The organism is Gloeomargarita sp. SRBZ-1_bins_9 (assembly GCA_039794565.1).
In the GTDB taxonomy this organism is placed as follows: domain Bacteria; phylum Cyanobacteriota; class Cyanobacteriia; order Gloeomargaritales; family Gloeomargaritaceae; genus Gloeomargarita.
Genome location: JAUQVX010000007.1, coordinates 1 through 18,135, shown reverse-complemented (window position 1 = coordinate 18,135; position 18,135 = coordinate 1). Strand labels below are relative to the sequence as shown.

The window sequence follows — 18,135 nt, the reverse complement described above, 5'->3', positions numbered from 1 at the left end:
CATCACCCCACGGGACATAATGGAAGCGATGGCTCGTTGGAGGGTAGCTGGGCTAGGGGATGATGAGCGACAAAGGACCATTGCTGAGTGTGGTCACGGCAACCTACAATGCGGCTCACGACCTGCCCCGGTTGATTGCATCACTGGCGGCCCAGACGGACCAGGATTTTGAATGGGTGGTGGCGGATGGGGTTTCCACGGACGGGACGCTGGAGTTACTGGAGCAGGCCCGCCAAAAACTGCAACGGGTGGTGGTGGATTCCCGCCCCGATTTTGGCATTTATGACGCGCTGAACCGGGCGGTCAAACTGGCCAGTGGCGAGTATTACTTGGTGGTGGGGGCCGATGACATGTTGTTTCCTGAGGCGATTTAGCGCTACAAAGCGGCTTGCGTGGCCACCGGTGCGGATTTGATTACGGCCAAGGTGCTGTTTGGGGATGACCCCAGGCCCCGGGGCCGGTACTTCCCTGCTTGGGATTTTCTCTGGGGGCAAAAGGCGCTGGTGAGTAATCATGCGGTGGGTTTGGTCATCCGGCGGTCGTTGCACGAGCACTTTGGTTATTACTCGCGCAAGTTTCCTATCTCGGCGGACCAGTTGTTTATCATGCAGGCGGTGCGGGGGGGGGCGCGGGTGGCCGTGCAGGATTTCGTGGCGGGTCGGTTCGACTGTGGGGGCACCAGTGGTCAGGATGTTTTGGGGGCTTCGATGGAGCTGTGCCGGGTGCAGGTCCTGCTGGGGCGCTCCCTTTTCTGGCAGACGGTGCTGCTGCTGATTCGCCTGGTTTTTAAATGGCAGCGCATCCTGGCCGCCCAAGTCCAGCACCAAAAGAAGTTGCCCCCGCCTGTCCGTCGGCCATGAAAATTGGCTTTGATTACCCAATTTTTACCCTGCAACACACGGGCGGTGTTTCCCGGTACTTTGTGCGGCTGGTTGAGCAGTTGCTGAGCTTGGGGGAAGAAGTAGAAGTTTATGCCCCCCTGCTGATCAACCACTACGTCGCCCAGCTTCCTCGGGCAGTTGTGCGGGGATGGCCGGTTCCGTTCCTACCCCAAAAAACAGCACGATTACTGGATGTGGTCAATCGTTGCTTGACACCCCTGATGGCAGGAAATCGCCGCTATGACTTGGTTCACGAAACCTACTACACCACCACACCGGTTATGACAAATGCCAGCGCCAGGGTGACCACTATTCACGACATGATACCGGAGCGGTTTCCCCATTTCTTCAGCTCCCGTTCCCGCATCTGGCAACGGAAACAAGCGGCGATCCAGCGCGCGGACCACATCATCTGTGTTTCCCAGCAAACCAAGATGGATCTGTGCGATGTGTACGCAGTCGAGCCGGCACGGATCACGGTCATTTATTTGGGGGTAGACACCCAATGGGCTGCAGGGGCAAGTACAGCGGTACAGGAGCGGCCCTTTTTGCTGTATGTGGGGAGACGGGGGCGCTACAAAAATTTCCGCGGTTTGTTAGAGGCGGTGGCTCGCTCACGGGCGTTGCGAAGGGAATTAGCCGTGATTGCGTTTGGGGGGGGAAGGTTTACGGCCGAGGAAAGGCAACTCATCCGGCGGTTGGGGTTGTCGGAGCAGCAAATCAAGCAGGTGTCTGGCGATGATGCCCTGCTGGCTCGGTACTACCGGTCGGCGACGGCGTTGGTCTATCCATCGCTGTATGAGGGTTTCGGATTGCCACCTTTGGAGGCCATGCAGAACGATTGCCCGGTTGTGGTGAGCCAGCGGGGGGCGATTCCCGAAATTGTGGGCGCAGCAGGTGAGTATTTTGACCCGGAGGACCCGGAGGATATGGCCAGGGGTATTGGTCGGGTGGTTTTTGACTCGCGGCGACGGGCAGAACTGATCGCTGCCGGACGGGAGCGGGTTGCCCAGTTTTCCTGGCGGCGTTGTGCGGAACAAACACGGGCAGTTTATCAGCAGGTGTGCCAGCAAAAGGGGTGAGATTGCGCTATAGTAGTGGCCTGCGTAGTTGCGGGGGTGGGGATTGCTGCAAAGGCTGCCGCTGGGCAATGTAGGGATGGGGCTGGGGTCGGCGTTGACGATTCTGGGGTTAGGGGCCTATTTCATGGATTGGCCGACGCTGAATCTGGCGGGCTTTTTCTACGGGATTCCTTTGTTGCTGGGGGGGCTGGCGCTTAAGGCGGCGGAGTTGCCACCGGTGCCCTGGTTGAGGCCAACTCCACCGGAGGTCCAGGCCAAACGCACCCAGGCGACACCCACCCAGACCCAAATCCGCCAAGAGGTCACCCGCTACCACTATGGGGAAAAGTTACATTTGGCTAAGGCGTGGGAGCGTTTGCAGTTGGGGGAAACGGCGGCTCAATGGCCCGTACTGCTGGGGATTCACGAGGAGTTGCGCGATGGGCACTACACGTTGGTGTTGACTTTCGATTCGCCCGCAGTCCCCTTAGCCAGTTGGCAAGCTAGACAGGAGAAACTCACCAGCTTTTTCGGCCCCGATATTCAAGTGGCCCTGGCGCAACCGGAAAAGGACGTGGTGGAACTGGCTCTGATCAGTCAGCGGGGTTGAAGTCGCCGGCGGAGGTTGGAGGTGACAACGCCTTAAATCCGGGGAGCAGGACCAACAACGATTCCTACCCCCCAGGCAACGACCTAAGCCGGTGTTACACCCGCAATGCGTCCCCCTTGCCGTTGGATTTGTTGTAGGCGCTGGGAGAGCTGGTCATAGGGCACTAAAAAGGTGGTGGTCACCCGCCGCACCTTGGGATAGCCGGGTCCGGCCAAACCTACCACTTCCACCCGGTACATGCGCGCGTCTTGCCCTAAAGGTGGCCCTTGCCGGGATTGGGTGACCGGATTTTGGGGCGGACGATAGGCCCAGGCGTCGTTAACCCCCGATGGTGCCACCACCGTGCTGGCGCGGTTTTGGGCCAGTTCCCAATTCAGCCGGGGATTGGTGCGCTCCAGTTGGCTGCGGTCGCTATTGGCATAGCCCCGGTACAGGCGGAACAGGCGGGTAAAGCCCACCACCTTTTGCCCCGGTTGGCTCCAAAAACCCCGGTAGGCGGGAACCATGTATTCGCCAAAGTTGGCTGCGTATTCGGGACTGTCAATGTAACTGTCAATTTCGGCGTCGTAGCCCCGGCGGTGGTAGAGGTCCAGGTGATAGGCAATTTCACTCTGGTCGTAGGGGGCGCGGCCCAACAGGTGCTTGTAATTCAGCTCGATAAACCGGTTGTTGGAATTGGGGTAGAAAAACTTTTGTTTGTAAAGCTCGGATTTGGCTACGGCTCGTACAAATTCCCGCACGGTGATGTTGCCGTTGCGCAGTTGGGATTCGGCGTCGGTCAGACGCTCGCTGGTCATGAGATAGTCATTGCCCAGGACATAACGGTACACCGCCCGGATCACCAAATCCGTATCGGCGGGGCTGCGCCATTCGATGCACTCCTGGGGGGAAAATTCACTGATGCCCAAATTACGGGCTGACGTGGATTGGGTCATGGCTGCTCCACTCCATAAGGTTCTCGCTTCGCATTGTCTAAGCAAATGAGAAACCTGTTGCTGAAGGCCGCATTTTTTGCAACAAAATTTCGCACGCTGTAGCAATTGTTGATGGGGGCCGGGTTAGTCGCCGGTGGGGGGGGGCGCCAGTTGCTGGAGAAATTGGTCGCTCAGTTGACCGGTGGGGGAGTCAGGATACACCACTTCCACGACCGTATGCACGTTGCCGCGGGGGTTGAAGTCCGCCTTGAGTCGCACTGCCAGGGGGGCCACCGCCGCCACAAAATCGTCTAGGATTTGATTGGCCGCCGCTTCGTGGGAAATCTGCCTGTCCCGGTAACGGTTGATGTAGAGCTTCAGGGACTTGAGTTCCACTAGCTTCTGATGGGGGATGTAGTCCAGATAAATGGTGGCAAAGTCGGGATAGCCGGAAAAGGGACACTTGCAGGTGAACTCCGGCAGGGTGATGTGAATCCAATAACGCCGACCGGGCCGGGGATTGGGAAACGCCACCAACTCCGCTTCCCGAATCAAACGCTCCCCATAGGGTTCTGTCACCGCCGTCATGGACACACTCCCTAACAGTCCCCCCCCATCCACTCTAGCACGGGCGCCAATGGCAGCATTAACAAAACTTCATTTTCTTTCTCATTCTGTCGTATAGTAAACAATAAAGTTGCGTGGTGACCCGTTGGCTGTGGAGGAGTTGAGTACATGGTTGCGACCCCGGTGTTGCGCCAGCCGCCCAAGGAGTACCTGGTTGCGCCGGCGAGTTTGTGGAACCCCACCTTTGGCATTTTTTGCCTGGCGTTAGGTTTAGCGGTGGGTTCAGCCCTGGGGTACTGGTGCTGGGGTTGGTGGCCGCCCGTGTGTTTCGGGTGCAATGTGTTGGCGTTGCATTTGGCGGGAACGGTGATCCACGATGCGTCCCATCAGGCAGCTCACCAAAACCGGCTGATCAATGCGGCGATGGGCCATGTGAGCGCCTTGATGCTGGGATTTACATTTCCGGTGTTTACCCGGGTGCACATGCAACACCACGCCCATGTCAATGACCCGAAAAATGACCCCGACCATTTTGTGTCCACCGGCGGACCCCTATGGCTGATTGCCGCCCGCTTTTTCTACCACGAGGTGTACTTTTTTCAACGGCGGCTGTGGCAGGGTATGGATTTGTGGGAGTGGGCCATCAGTCGTCTGCTTGTTGCCGGGGTGATTGTCGCCGCCTGCTACTACGGGTTTTTGGGCTATATCCTGAATTTTTGGTTTTCGCCGGCGTTGGTGGTGGGGTTGGCGCTGGGGTTGTTTTTTGACTATTTACCCCATCGGCCTTTTCGGGAGCGCAGTCGTTGGCGCAACGCCCGGGTGTATCCCAGCCGCATTTGGAACTGGCTGATTCTGGGGCAGAACTATCACTTGATCCATCACCTGTGGCCGTCGATTCCCTGGTATCACTACCAGCGGGTGTATGAGCTGATGCAACCAACCTTAACGGCCCATGGGTCGCCCCAGACCTTGGGGTTGTGGGAGGACTCCCGCAGTTTCCTGGGCTTTTTGTACGACCTGTTTATCGGCATCCGCTGGCACCAACCGGCCACCGACGAGCAATCGCATCACACATCTGGGTAAAGACGGTTTCGCTGGGGGGGGTGGCGTCGATCCGATAAATGCGCTGGGGGTGCTGGGCGGCCAAGGCTTGATACCCCTGGCGTACCCGCTCATGGAAAGCGAGGGTTTCTTGTTCGATGGTGTTGAGGGGTCCCCGGCCCCGGGCGCGTTGCAGTCCGACGGTCACAGGTACATCCAACCACAGGGTTAAATCGGGCAGCAGACCCCCGGTGGCAATGGCGTTGACCTGGTCAATCAGTTGTAAGTCTAGGCCGCGTCCATAGCCCTGGTAGGCCACGGTGGAGTCCACGTAGCGGTCGCATAGAACAATGTCGTATTGCTCAAGGGCGGGCTGGAGTACGTCGGTTACGTGGGCAGCCCGGTCGGCGGCGTACAACAGGAGTTCAACGCGGCTGGGCAGTCGGCGATGCAGCAGCAGGGGGCGCAGGGATTGACCTAAAGGCGTACCCCCGGGTTCGGCTGTGGTGAGCACGCGCCGCCCTTGGTCCCGGAACCAAGCCGCTAAACGCTGCATCTGGGTGCTTTTGCCGGCCCCTTCGATGCCTTCTAGGGAAATGAACCAGCCCGGCATGGTTCTCCGGTTGCGCAAGCCTTCATGCTACCATAATCAACTAGTCGGCGGCATAGCCAAGTGGTAAGGCAGAGGTCTGCAAAACCTTCATTCCCCAGTTCGAATCTGGGTGCCGCCTTGGGGAACTTGACAGGGGATAGTAATATAAAGGACAAAATTGATCCATCGCGGGAGAGAACGGTTTATGTCCCATCCCACAGCCCCAGTTGTGTTGGTGATTCTTGACGGTTGGGGGTACCGGGAGAACCCGACGGCCAATGCCATTGCCCAGGCGGCTACCCCGGTGATCGATAGTCTTTGGCAGGTTTATCCCCATACGTTGTTACAGGCGTCGGGGCGGGATGTCGGACTGCCGGCAGGCCAGATGGGGAATTCGGAGGTGGGGCATCTGAATTTGGGGGCGGGCCGGGTGGTGCCCCAGGAGTTGGTGCGGATTTCCGATGCGGCGGCGGGGGGAGAGTTTTTGCGCCATCCGGTGTTGCTGTCCCTGGCGGAACGGCTGCGGCAACGGGGGGGCAATTTGCACCTGGTGGGCCTGTGTTCACCGGGGGGCGTGCACGCTCATCTGGACCATCTGCTGGCGCTGTTGGACTTTGCCAAGGCCCAGGGCTTTGACCAGGTGTGTGTCCATGCCATTACCGATGGGCGGGATACCCTGACGACGGCGGGGCAGGCCTATTTGGCACAGGTGCAAGACTATCTGCAACGCCTGGGCATCGGTCGCATTGCCACGGTCAGCGGCCGCTATTACGCCATGGACCGGGATAAGCGTTGGGACCGCACGCAAGCCGCCTACCAGGTGATGACCACCGAGGGTCCGGGCAAAGGCATGAGTGCGGTGGCTTTGCTGGAGCAGAGTTACCGGGAGGGAATCACGGATGAATTTATTCCGCCGGTGCGGTTGACGCCAGGGGCGATCCAAGCGGGGGATGGGGTGGTCTTTTTCAACTTTCGCCCCGACCGGATGCGGCAGTTGGTGCGGGCGTTTGTGGACCCGGCCTTTAGCGGCTTTCCCCGCCAGCGCATCGAACCCCTGGAGGTGGTGACCATGACCGAATACGACCCCGCGTTGGGGTTGCCGGTGCTGTTTCCCCCCCAGAACTTGAACAACTTGTTGGGGGAGGTGGTGGCCCAACACGGCTTGAAACAGCTGCGCACCGCCGAAACGGAAAAATATGCCCATGTCACCTATTTCTTCAACGGGGGACGGGAGCAGCCATTTGTCGGGGAAGACCGGGTGATGATCCCCAGCCCCCAGGTGCCCACCTATGACTTGGCCCCGGCCATGGCCGCCGAAGCGGTGACGGAGGTGGTGGTGGAGGCCCTGGCCAACCGCGCCTACGACCTGATCGTGGTCAACTATGCCAATCCCGACATGGTGGGACACACGGGACAGATGGCAGCCACGGTCACAGCCATTGAAACGGTGGACCGGTGTGTGGGGCGAGTGCTAGAGGCGGCCAGTCAAGTGGGCGCTACCGTACTCATCACGGCTGACCATGGCAACGCCGAACTCATGGCGGATGAGCAAGGCAACCCCTGGACAGCCCATACCACCAACCCGGTGCCTTTCATCGTGGTGGAGGGGGAAGGGGCGAAAATTCCTGGCCACGGCGGGCAGGTGAAATTGCGAGAAGGCGGGCGCTTAGCCGATGTGGCTCCCACGGTGCTGCAAATTCTGGGCTTGCCGCAACCCCCGGAGATGACCGGTCAGTCCCTGATTGCCCCCGCCGACTACGACATCATACCGGCAGCAGAGTTACTGGCGGGTCAAACCAGCTAAAAAACTCCCGTACATAGGGATGTAATTCCGGCTCCAGGTAATAAAAGCTTTCGCCCCGGTCGGTAAACTCCCAAAAGTCCTCGCCGGTGGTGAGCAGTTCTTCACCAAGCAGTTGTAGGCGGTGGTGAGGCTCGCGTCGCATATCCTGGAAGATTAATTTGGCTAGGGATATTTCGCCCCGACTGAGGTAATAGGCGGCCAATTTCACCTGGGATTTGCGCACCCCCCGCGAGGACTGTTCCTGCTGTTCGCTTTCCGGGTCCTGGTCCACCCGCAGGAAAATCTCCAGTAGTTGCCGGTGGGTAGTTTCCCTGAGTTGGAAGCTGGTGCGCACCAGATGGCCCAGGTCATAGGCAAACACTTCGCACAAAAAGTACAAACCGACCTGGTGGGCTAAGAGACTGTAGTAGCGAAAGTGATGGGCAATGTCCAGGGCAATGGTGTCAAAACCCTGTAAAAGGGCCCGTTCCGCTAGCAGGCGATATTGTTTGATCAGGTTGTAACCGGCACGCACATCCCGTTGATTGATCACCAGACGCAGGTAGGTATTGAAAAATTTCACGGTTAGATAGACGATGGGTTCTTGCCCCAAATCTAGGGCCTGCTCACCAATCTCCCGCGTGTAAATGCCCACCAGGGTACAGGTTTCCGCCGAGGCCAGAAGCGAATTGGTGAGAATGCCCTGATACTGGCGCAGGATTTTCACTTCTAGCCAGATTTTTTGTTTCTCAATTTCCCGCAGCTTCATGGCGTCCACGGAAATAAAATCCGGGTCTTTATAGACGGCGGGGGTCAGGCGAAACCATAGGTCTGGCAACTGCAATTTGTGCTCCCCGTAAAACAGGGCCAAATCCCGCAGGCTTTCTAAGCAACCGAGAATGATGGCCTGGTCCCGTTGTTGCAGGGCGCTGATAGCAATGGAACGAAATTCCGCCAGGGCCGAAAGACAGTCCTGCTGCTGGCGGTAAACCACCTGGAGGGGGGTGATTTTGCTCAACTTCTGCATAATGCCCCGGCGCACCTGACGCTCTAGATTTTGAATGATGGAGCTAGGTTGGAGGAAATCCAGCACAAAGATAAAGTAGGGAATCAGGATGATAAACGCGAGACTGCCTAGCAGGAGATTCAGAACCACCAACCCAAAAGGCAGGGGGTCAAAGGCAAAAGCCAAGGTGGTCCACACGCTAATTAAGTTGGCCAGGATCAAAAACAAAATGGTCAACCAATTGATCCGTTCCCGCAAAAAGAGTTCGGTGACCTTGGGGCTAAAGCGCTCGGCGCTCAGTTGCACGACGATGGCGACTGCCGAAATGGTAAACCCCAAAACCCCCGCCAGGACTTCCGCCAGGGTTGCCACAAACCCCGACAGGGACTCCCACTGTTGAATGCGGGGAAGCAACCAATGGGCGCCCGGTCCCCACAACCAGACGGCCAACCCCATGAACCCAGCGATCAGCAACGCCCGCCGGAGAGCCGCCGCCTTGTGCCTGTCCCACCTGCCAGTCCTGCTAGAAGTAACCACGCCAAACCGTTGACCCGCCCATCAAACAGGGTTACATCTAGCATATGGAATAGGGTGACGCCGATAAATGCCAGCCCCATGCCCCCGTACCAGGGTTGCCGGTCCTGTTGCCAGGTCTGCCAAGCCCCTACGATCACCCGCCCCACCAGATACGTCAAAAGGCCCGTTGTCCAGACCCCCGTTTCCACCAGCAACATGACCCACAGGTTATGGGGATGGCCCACCCAACTGCCAGTAGCCCGGTGATAGAGATTGGGGAAGGAACGTAACCCCCAGCCCCAGCAGGGCCGCTGCCAAAACCCTTGCCAGGCGATCCGCCACTGCACCGTGCGTAAATCCTCGGCCTGACCGGTGATGTATTTAGGGATGCGCCCCCACAACACCTCCGGCACCACCGCCCGCCAGCCCGGCCAATCCCAACCCGCCCCCACCACCGCCACCCCCAGCAGGAGCAGGAACACACTCAACCCATAGCGCCGGAAGGCCACAGTCAGCGCCAAGCCCATCCCCCACATCACCGCCAGGCCATTTAGGGAACGGGTCAACACCAGCGCCAGCAACGTCAAACCCGCCGCTGCCCCCCACGCCCAGCGTCGCCAGGACTTTGCCGGTGCCGTTCCTGCCAGGCCCAGTTGCACCCAGAACATCATCACGCAGTAGGACGCCATCACATTGGCATCGCTGAACACCGAATCAATGCGTCCCGGGATGCGGGGATGCCAGTTTATTTCCACCCCCAGTAGGGATACGGTCCAGGGGTGAGGAAACAGGGCCTGCGCCAGGCCAATTCCCGTAACCACCACCGCCGTACTCCCCATCACCGCCAGCAACCGACGCATCCGTAACGGCGACAGCTCCCCCCGCACTGCTAAAAAAAACGCCAGGAACGGTAGGACATTGCCCAAGCCCAGCAACGCTTCCCCCGGCGTCGGTGATTGCCAGGTACTGACCCCCAACCCCACCACCAGCAGTAACCCCAGCCAGGTGTCCCGGTCCCGGAGCAAAAGCCCACCCCGGCGGACCCAGAGCGCGACCATCCCTCCTGCCCACAGAGCCAGTGCCAGCGCCGACCAAAACGGCAGCAAGCCCAGCCCCAGGGTCAACCAATCTACGCGGGCGCCCAAGTTAGCGATTCATCCCGCAACAGCCGGATTTGGGCCAGGGTCAGCACCGCCGGAATCACCCGCGCGTAATTGGTGGCGATGGCACTCCAGCCCAATTCCGCCAGAAACCAGCCCCACAACACCGGCCCCAGCAGCGCCGTTACCCCCCGCACCACCATTAGTCGCGCCCCCTGCACCAAGGCCGTGTAGCGCACCAGTTTTTTGAGCAGCAGCGCCCGCAGCACCGACCCCAGCGCCACTACACTCCCCTTTTGCAAAAAAGCCTTGACCATTTCCCGCTGCCAAGGCCCTGTCAACTCCTGTCCCAGTTCCGCCTGCAATTCCGCCTGTTGGTCGGCTGGTAAGCGCTCCCAGGACCGCTGCAACACATGCAAGAAAATCTCCGACTCCAAATCCGGTACACTCATATCCGCCGTACAGGGCAGCTTCAGGTACTGGCCCACCCGCAGCAGGATGTCGTGATACGTGAGTTCATCCGCTCGTCCCTGCAGTACCGTCAGCCCATCCGCCGCCAGAAACCGCAACCGTGCCGCCAACATGTCCAACCAAGCCTCTCGGTCCAACGACTGCACCATCTCCGGCGACGGCGTGCACAGGTAATCCAGGGGGTTAAAGCGACGGCTAAACAGAATCTGCGTCAAATCCTGCAACTCCTCCACCGTTGCCAGTTCCAAAATTGCCCGCAGCTCGTCCATGGGCGCACCCCAGGTTTCACACAGGTTTACAAATCATCATACCCCAGGCGACCCGAACCGTACCTGCCGAAACTGCGTGAGGTCTATCCAAGCCCCTCGTGCATCGTAGCGCCGCCACATGGCCTGACCCCCCCAGACCAACCCCAGGGCAAACGACTGTCCCCGGCCAATGACCGGCGGTAGGCACACCAGCACCTCCGGTTGCAGGCACAGCAAACGGTATCCCTGTCCCTCGTAGTAGCCATCTGGGTGACATTCTCCAGACCATGTCCAGGTTTCCGTCCCCATGACCATTTGCCAGTGGGCCGCCTGAGCATGCCAGGTCACGGTCAACTGCCCCGTCAACGCCATGGGGGTTCGCCAATCCGGGTAGAGCTGCGTCACCGGCGGATAGGTCTCCCCAACCACTGCCGTCGGTTCCCGCTGCTCTTGAATCAGCGTCAGCCGTTGCAAAACGCTGTCTTGGTACACCATGGCGCAGCGGACCCGCCGATCCCCCTGGATCAAGCCCAACTCCGCCCCAAAATCCCCCAGCGGCCCCCACTGCAACGACCCCTGGGAAAATGCCCCGTCGGCAAACAGCAAAATCCCCCGCCCTAGCGTGCGGTACACCAGAACCCGTTCCTTTCCGTCAACCCGAATCGTTTGCCGGATGGTGCTTCCCTCATCCAGGACCTCCAAGGTCACAACGCTAGGGTGTTCTGCCAGTACCTTCCCCACCGGCGACACATCCGTAAACGTCCCTTGCCATTGCCCTAGATTGCGCAATAAACACTGCCACTGGGGCGGATAGTTCGGTAACGGTTGCATGGAGTTCACCTAGCCTGAGCAGCATAACAAAAAAACCCCTCTTTGGGTTGAGGGGTCCAGCATAGGCAATTGATGAGCCAGCCTAGAAGCTAAAGGTCGTGCGAATAGCGCCCACCAGTACTGTGTCGTTAGCCCGGTTGCCTTCCGGATTAAAGATGGCAAACACCCCCGGCGTGATGCTGATGTTTTCCGAGAATTTGAAGCGATAGGACGCCTCCACCAGAATCGGCACATCATCGCTGCGGCGATTCACAAAACCATTCGCCACCAACCCCCGGCTGGTCGAGAGATAAGGCGGCGCCCCTACCACCAGCTGGGCCTGACTCCCCTTGGTCCCCACATCTGGGAAAGCAAATACCAAAGCGTAATTCAAAGCGGTACCCGTGGCAGTCAATCTAGGCGCCTCGTCCCGGAACCACGTTGCCCCGAACCAACCGCCGAGCACGAAATTGCGCAGGGGTTGCCACTTGAACTGAAAGCCCAAGTTATCCGCCGATACAGGTACAGCCGCCGTCAGAGCGTCCACCGACTGGGTACCCACAAACCCCCCCAGATTCAAAGGAAAGCCCGGGTCGCTATAGCCCCGCACATACAGCAAACCCAGACCTAAATTATCCGTGGGATAACCCGTCAGTTGGGTGTAGGCCACATAGGACGACCCAAACAGACCATTATCCGGCGAATAGGCCCCCTGGCCCTCTGCTCCATTGGCCAAGTAACCGATCGTGAAATTCAACTTATCATCCAGGAAATTCACGCTAAAGCCAGCGCCGACCCCCAACGCACCGTTTTGGTTGTAAATGGGGTTGCGCAAGCCAAACGCTGACAACGCTCCCTGCCCATCATCATTTAGGGGGCTTAGCGGGTCTGCCAAATCGTTGACCCCCCCACCCACAGCGGTAACTGCAATTTTGCCCTTATCGGCCAGCACGGGGAACGTGTAGTTCAGGAAGGTAATGCCCACACCACCGCCAGGCGCACCGTTCAGAAAACCATAACTCAGGCTGGCGCTGCGGGTCCCTGTAGCATGAAGAGCATCCGTATTCGGGTCAACCCCAAACGGCACATCGTTGACCTGCAGATTGGTGGTGAGCAGGTCCTTCCCCGTAAAGCTGGTGTTGAACGTCAAATTCACCCGGTAACCAAACGTCACCGCATCCCGCACATTGCCCAAACTTCCCTGGGGCACACCCCTAGGCACCGCCCGCCGGTCAGCCCCAAACGCCCCTTGCACCCCAAAAATCGCCTGCCCCGTCAGCTTGGTCGTCGTGGAAAACTGCTGCGCCTCCAACGTGGCCGTGCGCGCTTCTAGGGTATCCACCCGCCCCCGCAGCAGGGCCAACTCCGCCGCAAACTCCTCCTGCAACCGCTGGATGAGTTTCATATCTTCCTTGGTCACCAAATCAGCGGTGGACGCGGCGATGAGTTCGTTAATCCGGTCCAAGCAGGCATTCAACCCGGCAGCAAACTCATAACGCGTCGTCGCCCGCCGCCCCTGATAGGTAGGGGGATTCGTCGGCAACCCCACAATACAGCCATAGCGCTCCACCAACGACTGCAACGCCTGAAACGCCCAGTCCGTCGGCTTCACATCCACAAACTCCGAAACCGACGTCACCTGCCCCAGTTCATCCTCGACGCGCAAATCCCGCACATACTCCCGCACCTGCCGAATCGACTCCCGGGGATTTGGGGTGGTAACTTGCGCCTGGGCGGCACCCGCCAGGGTTAACCCCGCCACCGCCACCCCACTTGCCAAGTAACGTCGGACCGGCTTGCTCATCGCTCAACTCCTCACAAGTCCAACACTGACAGAAACTTTAGTCAATTATAACGCCACTTAGAATGATTCTCAAGCTTTTCTTTAACCAACTCTTAACTTTTCACCGGTGGCTTAGGCGACCTAGGGGGTCATGTCTGTCGTCAGCACCTGGCGCAAAATGGTCAGCAACTGGGGCACCAGGCGGTAGTAAATCCCAGTTCCCCGACGCTCCCGGGTCAATAGCCTGGCCTCGTACATCACTTTCAGGTGGTGGCTGACGGTAGGTTGCGATAGCCCCAAGGTTTCCACCAAGGCGCAGGCCTGCACCTCTTGGCGCGGTTGGGCGGCAATCAAATTTAACAGGTACAGGCGCGTGGGGTCCCCCAGCACTCGAAAGACGCTTGCCAGGGCCTCCGCCTGCTCAAAGGTTAACCGCCCCGTCAATAGCGGCGGACAACACTGCCATACCCGGGGATGAATGGCCTTAACTTTCATACCCATAACCCTATCCTGCTCAACCTATAGATACTTGTCAATATAGATGATGATTGATATAGTGGGTAGGGAGTTGTTGGGGAAAAGCGGATGGGGAAGGGGGCCTTAGGGGTCTTTGAGCGGTATTTATCGCTGTGGGTGGCGCTGGCCATCATCGCGGGGGTGAAGCTGGGGTTAGCGTTTCCCCAGTTATTTAATTTCTTGGCCCGGCTGCAGTATGCCAATGTCAACTTTGTGGTGGCGGTGCTGATCTGGGTCATGATTTACCCGATGATGGTGAACGTGGATTTTGCCTCATTACACCAGGTGGGCCGCCAACCCAAGGGGTTATGCCTCACGCTGGTGGTGAATTGGCTCATCAAACCCTTTACGATGGCCCTGTTGGGGGTCCTATTTTTCCGTTATCTGTTTGCGGGGTGGGTATCTCCCCAGGCGGCCCAGGAATACATTGCGGGGATGATTTTACTGGGGGCGGCCCCCTGTACAGCCATGGTGTTTGTGTGGAGTCAGTTGGTGGGGGGGGATGCCAATTACACCCTGGTGCAGGTGTCTATTAATGATTTGGTGATGGTCTTCCTGTTTGCCCCGATCGTGTCGTTTTTGCTGGGGATTACGGATATCCAAGTCCCTTGGGAAACGTTGCTGCTGTCGGTGGTTCTGTATGTGTTGATTCCCTTGGCGGCGGGATATTGGACGCGCCGGCGCTTGGATGCTGTGGGTCACGAGGTGGCCATTGCCCGGTTCTGTGAACGTCTCAAGCCCTATTCCGTGGTGGGGCTGCTGGCAACGGTGGTGTTGCTGTTTGGCTTCCAGGCGCCCACTTTGGTCCGCCAACCGGGGGTAATCGGTTTGATAGCTATCCCGTTGTTGGTGCAAAGCTATGGAATTTTTGCCATTGCCTATGCCTGGGCCTACTGGTGGCGGGTGCCTTTTACCGTGGCAGCGCCGGCGGCGTTGATCGGCACGTCTAATTTTTTTGAGCTGGCGGTGGCGGTGGCCATTAGTTTGTTTGGCCTGGAGTCGGGGGCGGCCTTGGCCACGGTGGTCGGGGTGCTGGTGGAGGTGCCGGTGATGTTGTCGCTGGTGGCTTTGGCTAAACGCACGCAAAAGTATTTTGCCTAATCGGAGGTGGAACTATGCACCGGATTATGTTTGTGTGTAAGAAGAATTCGCGGCGGTCGCAGATGGCGGAGGGGTTTGCCCGGACCTTGGGGGGAGACCGGGTGCAGGTGGCCAGTGCTGGGTTGGCAGCCAGTGTGGTGGACCCCCTGACAGTGCAGGCCATGGCGGAAGTGGGTATTGACATCAGCCGGCAGGTCTCTAAACCCTTGAGCGATTTCCGGCCTGAGGATTTCGACGTGGTGATTTCCCTGTGTGGCTGTGGGGTGAGCTTGCCGCCGGCGTGGGTGACGCGGGACTATTTTGCTGACTGGCAATTGGCGGACCCGGAAGGGGGGGATATGGATACGTTCCGGCGGGTGCGGGACCAAATCCGGCAGCGGGTAGTCGGCCTGCTTCAGGAGCTGGGGGTGTTGGTGTCGCCGTAGTACGCCACTAGGGCTTGTACCAGGCCGTCGAGGGTGTACTCCTGGGCTTGAACGTCCACCCGCTGTAGGTAGTGCTGGCAGGCTTGGGCGGTCTGGGGACCAATAGCGGCAATCAGGCTGGGGGCGATCCAGGAGAGCCATTCGCCGGGGGCCGTTTGTTCCAGAAGCTGGGCAAAGTGGGCGACGGTCTTGGCACTGGCAAAAGTCAACACGTGAATGTGTTTGTGGCGCAGGGCGTCGGTAATGTAGAGCGGTACAGTAGCGGGGCAGACGGTTTCGTAGGCGGCGACTTCGGTGACCTGGGCACCTCGGGCGCGGAGTCCTGCGGTGAGCACCTGCCGACCCCCACTGGCTACTCGGGGAAACAGCACTCGCATCCCCCGGCAGTCAACTGGGAAGCTCTCGAGCAGGGCATCGGCCACAAATTCCCGGGGAACCAGGTCGGCCCGCAGTCCCTGGCGTTGGAGATAGGCGGCGGTTTTCTCCCCCACAACCGCAATCTGGAGATGGGCCAAGGCTCGCCCGTCGTAGCCCCGCGCCCATAACCGCTGCCAGAAAAACTGCACGGCATGGGCGGAGGTGAGCACCAGCCAGTTAAAGGTGGCCAGGTGGTCTAGGGCTTGGTCCAGAGGGGTCCAATCGGGGGGCGGGGTGACCACCAGCAAGGGTAAATGCACTACCTGGGCACCTAGCCGCTGCAATCGCTCCGCCAGTTCGCTGCCGCCGTCAGCTGCTCGGGTCACCAGGATGGTTTTCCCCGCCAATGGTAATCGGGATTGCCCCAACCCTTGATACCCGGCTCCTGGACCGATGACCACCACGCTGGGGGGGGCGGCCGTCTGTTGCCCGAGTGTTCCTAAGGTGCCCGTCCACACGGTTTGCCCCAGTTGGCCGGCTCGATGGATGAGCGCTGCTGGGGTGTCGGGGGGTTTGCCGTGGTGGAGCAGTTGGGTCTGGATGGGTTCCAGTTGCCCTGTTCCCATCAAGCACACCAGCGTATCCAGACGGGCCAGGGCCGCCCAATCCAATTGCGCCGGGGCATGGGCGGTGATGACGCCGATGGAGCGCCCCCAATCCTTATCCGTCAGGGGAATGCCGGCCAAGGTAGCAGCGCCGGTGGCTGTACTGATGCCGGGAACCACGTGGTAGCGGCAACCGGCGGCGGCCAGGGCTGCTAACTCCTGGGTGGCCTTGCCAAAGATAAAGGGGTCACCGCTTTTGAGGCGTACCACTTGTCGGTTCTGGCGGTAGTGGCTAATCAGCAGGTCATTAATTTGCTCCTGGGATAGTCCCTGCACGCTGTAGGTCTGGGCCTGGGGGGGAATCAGCGCCAGCACCCGGGGGTCCACCAGCGTGTCATACACCACCACCTCAGCCTGTGCCAGGGCTTGCTGGGCGGCTTGGGTCAAATGCTCGGGTGCCCCTGGCCCGGCCCCCACCAGCCAAACCGCTTTCATTCCCGATACCATTCGGTGATGCCACCGGGTTTGTCCACCAGACGAATGCCTTGGGCCGCCAGCAGCTCCCGAATCCGGTCGGCCTCAGCGTAGTTTTTTTGGCGGCGGGCCTCCTGGCGTCGGGCAATCAGGGCGGCAATCTCTTGGCTAATGTCCGGGGCGGGGGGGGGCGGGTCGAATTTCAGCCCTAACACCTGTTGCCCCAAGTACCCCAAGGTCCGCCACAGGCGTTGAAACTCTGGGGTCTGCCGGTGACCGTTGCCCAAGTGGGCCAGATGCTTGAGTTGCTTAGCCACCTTAAATAGCACCGCCACCGCTGCTGGGGTATTGAAATCGGCATTCATGGCCGTTGTGAACTCCTGCTGCACCTGGGGGTCTAAGTCAGTGGGGGCGAGGGTGGCCGGGTCCTGCCAGTCGCCAAACCACAGGGTTCGCTGCAGCGTGTGCCAGCCGGATTGGGCCGCCTGTAGGGCTTGGGGGGTGGCCTCAATCGGTTGCCGGTAATGGGACTGCAAAATCCACAGCCGCAGGGCCATGGGTTCGTATTCCTGCAGTACGTCCCGGATGGTGCGGAAGTTGCCCAGGGACTTGGACATCTTTTCCCCCGCCACTGTGACAAACCCGTTGTGCAGCCAGTAGCGGGCCAAGGGTTTTTGGGTGAGCGGCTCCGACTGGGCAATTTCGTTTTCGTGGTGGGGAAAGATTAAATCGCTGCCGCCGGTGTGGATATCAATGCTGGGGCCAAGGGTTTTGTAGATCATAGCCGAGCATTCGATGTGCCAGCCGGGACGTCCGGGTCCCCAGGGGGAATCCCAGGCTGGTTCACCGGGTTTGGCGGCTTTCCACAGGGCAAAATCCAGGGGGTGACGCTTATGGGCCATTTCCTCATCCACCCGCCCGCTGGCTCCCGCCTGCATTTGGTCTAAGCTGCGTCCAGACAAGGTGCCGTACCTGGGAAACCGCTCTACTGCGTAGTACACATCCCCGCCGCTGGCATAGGCATATCCCAAGCTTTCCAGGCGTTGAATCATTTGGATGATTTCCGGGATGGTTTCTGTGGCGCGGGGACTGGCTTTGGCCGGTAGGATGTTTAACCGGGCAAAGTCTTCTTGGCTGGCCTGGATGTAGCGTTCGGTGATCACCTGCAGAGGCACCCCTTCGGCCTGGGACCGCTTGAGAATCTTGTCGTCAATGTCGGTGATGTTTTGCACATGCTCGACGGTGTACCCCAAGTACTCCAGGTAGCGGCGCAC

At 59.3% G+C, this 18,135-nt stretch carries 19 protein-coding genes and 1 tRNA gene; 9 read left to right on the top strand and 11 right to left on the bottom strand.

Annotation, left to right across the window (positions count from 1 at the left end):
• Nucleotides 1-59 precede the first annotated feature (59 nt).
• Genes Q6L55_07435 through Q6L55_07420 form a run of 4 tightly spaced genes read left to right on the top strand, consistent with a single transcriptional unit; the run spans nt 60 to nt 2,552 of the window.
• Nucleotides 60-374, top strand: a complete 315-nt coding sequence (locus Q6L55_07435) for a glycosyltransferase (protein MEN9258541.1) — start codon at nt 60-62, stop codon at nt 372-374.
• An 18-nt stretch (nt 375-392) separates the two neighbouring features.
• Nucleotides 393-860, top strand: coding sequence for a hypothetical protein (locus Q6L55_07430; protein ID MEN9258540.1), 468 nt, complete (start codon nt 393-395; stop codon nt 858-860).
• Nucleotides 857-1,963 (top strand): glycosyltransferase family 1 protein, encoded by a 1,107-nt coding sequence (locus tag Q6L55_07425; GenBank protein ID MEN9258539.1) that lies wholly within the window; start codon nt 857-859, stop codon nt 1,961-1,963. The genes Q6L55_07430 and Q6L55_07425 overlap by 4 nt, the downstream gene beginning before the upstream one ends.
• Before the next feature lie 43 nt (nt 1,964-2,006).
• Nucleotides 2,007-2,552, top strand: coding sequence for a DUF2854 domain-containing protein (locus tag Q6L55_07420; GenBank protein MEN9258538.1), 546 nt, complete (start codon nt 2,007-2,009; stop codon nt 2,550-2,552).
• An 83-nt stretch (nt 2,553-2,635) separates the two neighbouring features.
• On the opposite strand, the gene Q6L55_07415 is transcribed toward Q6L55_07420, so the two are convergent.
• Both Q6L55_07415 and queF read right to left on the bottom strand, forming a co-directional pair.
• Entirely contained in the window at nt 2,636-3,487 is an 852-nt protein-coding gene (locus Q6L55_07415; GenBank protein ID MEN9258537.1) for a phycobilisome linker polypeptide, read from the bottom strand.
• 123 nt (nt 3,488-3,610) lie between these two features.
• Nucleotides 3,611-4,054, bottom strand: coding sequence for a preQ(1) synthase (gene queF, locus Q6L55_07410; GenBank protein ID MEN9258536.1), 444 nt, complete (start codon nt 4,052-4,054; stop codon nt 3,611-3,613).
• Between the two features lie 147 nt (nt 4,055-4,201).
• On the opposite strand from queF, the gene Q6L55_07405 reads away from it, so the two are divergent.
• Nucleotides 4,202-5,116 carry a fatty acid desaturase gene (locus tag Q6L55_07405; protein MEN9258535.1) on the top strand — a complete coding sequence of 305 codons (915 nt, stop codon included), beginning with the start codon at nt 4,202-4,204 and terminating at the stop codon, nt 5,114-5,116.
• On the opposite strand, the gene tmk is transcribed toward Q6L55_07405, so the two are convergent.
• Entirely contained in the window at nt 5,055-5,687 is a 633-nt protein-coding gene (tmk, locus tag Q6L55_07400) for a dTMP kinase (GenBank protein ID MEN9258534.1), read from the bottom strand. The two genes, Q6L55_07405 and tmk, sit on opposite strands and share 62 nt — an antisense overlap.
• Before the next feature lie 46 nt (nt 5,688-5,733).
• Between tmk and Q6L55_07395 the strand changes: the two genes are divergently transcribed.
• Together Q6L55_07395 and gpmI are read left to right on the top strand one after the other, a co-directional pair.
• Nucleotides 5,734-5,805: transfer RNA gene (locus Q6L55_07395), tRNA-Cys, on the top strand.
• 66 nt (nt 5,806-5,871) lie between these two features.
• Nucleotides 5,872-7,470 (top strand): 2,3-bisphosphoglycerate-independent phosphoglycerate mutase, encoded by a 1,599-nt coding sequence (gene gpmI / locus Q6L55_07390; GenBank protein ID MEN9258533.1) that lies wholly within the window; start codon nt 5,872-5,874, stop codon nt 7,468-7,470.
• Here the strand turns inward: gpmI and Q6L55_07385 are convergent.
• The 6 genes from Q6L55_07385 to Q6L55_07360 form a co-directional block, all read right to left on the bottom strand.
• Nucleotides 7,430-8,911, bottom strand: a complete 1,482-nt coding sequence (locus Q6L55_07385) for a DUF2254 family protein (GenBank protein ID MEN9258532.1) — start codon at nt 8,909-8,911, stop codon at nt 7,430-7,432. The two genes, gpmI and Q6L55_07385, sit on opposite strands and share 41 nt — an antisense overlap.
• Before the next feature lie 11 nt (nt 8,912-8,922).
• Nucleotides 8,923-10,116 carry a hypothetical protein gene (locus Q6L55_07380; GenBank protein ID MEN9258531.1) on the bottom strand — a complete coding sequence of 398 codons (1,194 nt, stop codon included), beginning with the start codon at nt 10,114-10,116 and terminating at the stop codon, nt 8,923-8,925.
• The gene (locus Q6L55_07375; protein MEN9258530.1) at nt 10,101-10,811 is read right to left on the bottom strand and encodes a hypothetical protein; all 711 of its coding nucleotides are present in this window, start codon (nt 10,809-10,811) and stop codon (nt 10,101-10,103) included. Before Q6L55_07375 ends, Q6L55_07380 begins: the two co-directional genes overlap by 16 nt.
• 36 nt (nt 10,812-10,847) lie before the next feature.
• On the bottom strand, nt 10,848-11,621 hold the full coding sequence (locus Q6L55_07370; protein MEN9258529.1) for a DUF3598 family protein: 774 nt from the start codon (nt 11,619-11,621) through the stop codon (nt 10,848-10,850).
• An 82-nt stretch (nt 11,622-11,703) separates the two neighbouring features.
• Nucleotides 11,704-13,404 carry an iron uptake porin gene (locus Q6L55_07365; protein MEN9258528.1) on the bottom strand — a complete coding sequence of 567 codons (1,701 nt, stop codon included), beginning with the start codon at nt 13,402-13,404 and terminating at the stop codon, nt 11,704-11,706.
• A gap of 120 nt (nt 13,405-13,524) precedes the next feature.
• Nucleotides 13,525-13,884 (bottom strand): metalloregulator ArsR/SmtB family transcription factor, encoded by a 360-nt coding sequence (locus Q6L55_07360; protein MEN9258527.1) that lies wholly within the window; start codon nt 13,882-13,884, stop codon nt 13,525-13,527.
• An 84-nt stretch (nt 13,885-13,968) separates the two neighbouring features.
• Here Q6L55_07360 and arsB point away from each other — a divergent pair, with 84 nt between their 5' ends.
• Nucleotides 13,969-15,000, top strand: a complete 1,032-nt coding sequence (gene arsB / locus Q6L55_07355; GenBank protein MEN9258526.1) for an ACR3 family arsenite efflux transporter — start codon at nt 13,969-13,971, stop codon at nt 14,998-15,000.
• Nucleotides 15,001-15,026: 26 nt separating this feature from the next.
• Nucleotides 15,027-15,425, top strand: coding sequence for an arsenate reductase, glutathione/glutaredoxin type (arsC, locus tag Q6L55_07350; GenBank protein ID MEN9258525.1), 399 nt, complete (start codon nt 15,027-15,029; stop codon nt 15,423-15,425).
• Here the strand turns inward: arsC and cobA are convergent.
• A complete protein-coding gene (gene cobA / locus Q6L55_07345; protein ID MEN9258524.1) occupies nt 15,395-16,882 on the bottom strand; it encodes a uroporphyrinogen-III C-methyltransferase in 1,488 nt (495 codons plus the stop codon). The two genes, arsC and cobA, sit on opposite strands and share 31 nt — an antisense overlap.
• Nucleotides 16,879-18,135, bottom strand: a 1,257-nt coding sequence (gene cysS / locus Q6L55_07340) for a cysteine--tRNA ligase (GenBank protein ID MEN9258523.1), incomplete at its 5' end; no start/stop codon positions are given. The genes cobA and cysS, both read right to left, overlap by 4 nt.

Bases quoted from the DNA above. Each gene is read 5' to 3' on its own strand.
- Q6L55_07435 (MEN9258541.1), top strand. From the start codon at position 60: ATGATGAGCGACAAAGGACCATTGCTGAGTGTGGTCACGGCAACCTAC.
- Q6L55_07425 (MEN9258539.1), top strand. From the start codon at position 857: ATGAAAATTGGCTTTGATTACCCAATTTTTACCCTGCAACACACGGGC.
- Q6L55_07415 (MEN9258537.1), bottom strand. From the start codon at position 3,487: ATGACCCAATCCACGTCAGCCCGTAATTTGGGCATCAGTGAATTTTCC.
- queF (MEN9258536.1), bottom strand. From the start codon at position 4,054: ATGACGGCGGTGACAGAACCCTATGGGGAGCGTTTGATTCGGGAAGCG.
- Q6L55_07405 (MEN9258535.1), top strand. From the start codon at position 4,202: ATGGTTGCGACCCCGGTGTTGCGCCAGCCGCCCAAGGAGTACCTGGTT.
- tmk (MEN9258534.1), bottom strand. From the start codon at position 5,687: ATGCCGGGCTGGTTCATTTCCCTAGAAGGCATCGAAGGGGCCGGCAAA.
- gpmI (MEN9258533.1), top strand. From the start codon at position 5,872: ATGTCCCATCCCACAGCCCCAGTTGTGTTGGTGATTCTTGACGGTTGG.
- Q6L55_07385 (MEN9258532.1), bottom strand. From the start codon at position 8,911: ATGGGGTTGGCCGTCTGGTTGTGGGGACCGGGCGCCCATTGGTTGCTT.
- Q6L55_07375 (MEN9258530.1), bottom strand. From the start codon at position 10,811: ATGGACGAGCTGCGGGCAATTTTGGAACTGGCAACGGTGGAGGAGTTG.
- Q6L55_07370 (MEN9258529.1), bottom strand. From the start codon at position 11,621: ATGCAACCGTTACCGAACTATCCGCCCCAGTGGCAGTGTTTATTGCGC.
- Q6L55_07365 (MEN9258528.1), bottom strand. From the start codon at position 13,404: ATGAGCAAGCCGGTCCGACGTTACTTGGCAAGTGGGGTGGCGGTGGCG.
- Q6L55_07360 (MEN9258527.1), bottom strand. From the start codon at position 13,884: ATGGGTATGAAAGTTAAGGCCATTCATCCCCGGGTATGGCAGTGTTGT.
- arsB (MEN9258526.1), top strand. From the start codon at position 13,969: ATGGGGAAGGGGGCCTTAGGGGTCTTTGAGCGGTATTTATCGCTGTGG.
- arsC (MEN9258525.1), top strand. From the start codon at position 15,027: ATGTTTGTGTGTAAGAAGAATTCGCGGCGGTCGCAGATGGCGGAGGGG.
- cobA (MEN9258524.1), bottom strand. From the start codon at position 16,882: ATGAAAGCGGTTTGGCTGGTGGGGGCCGGGCCAGGGGCACCCGAGCAT.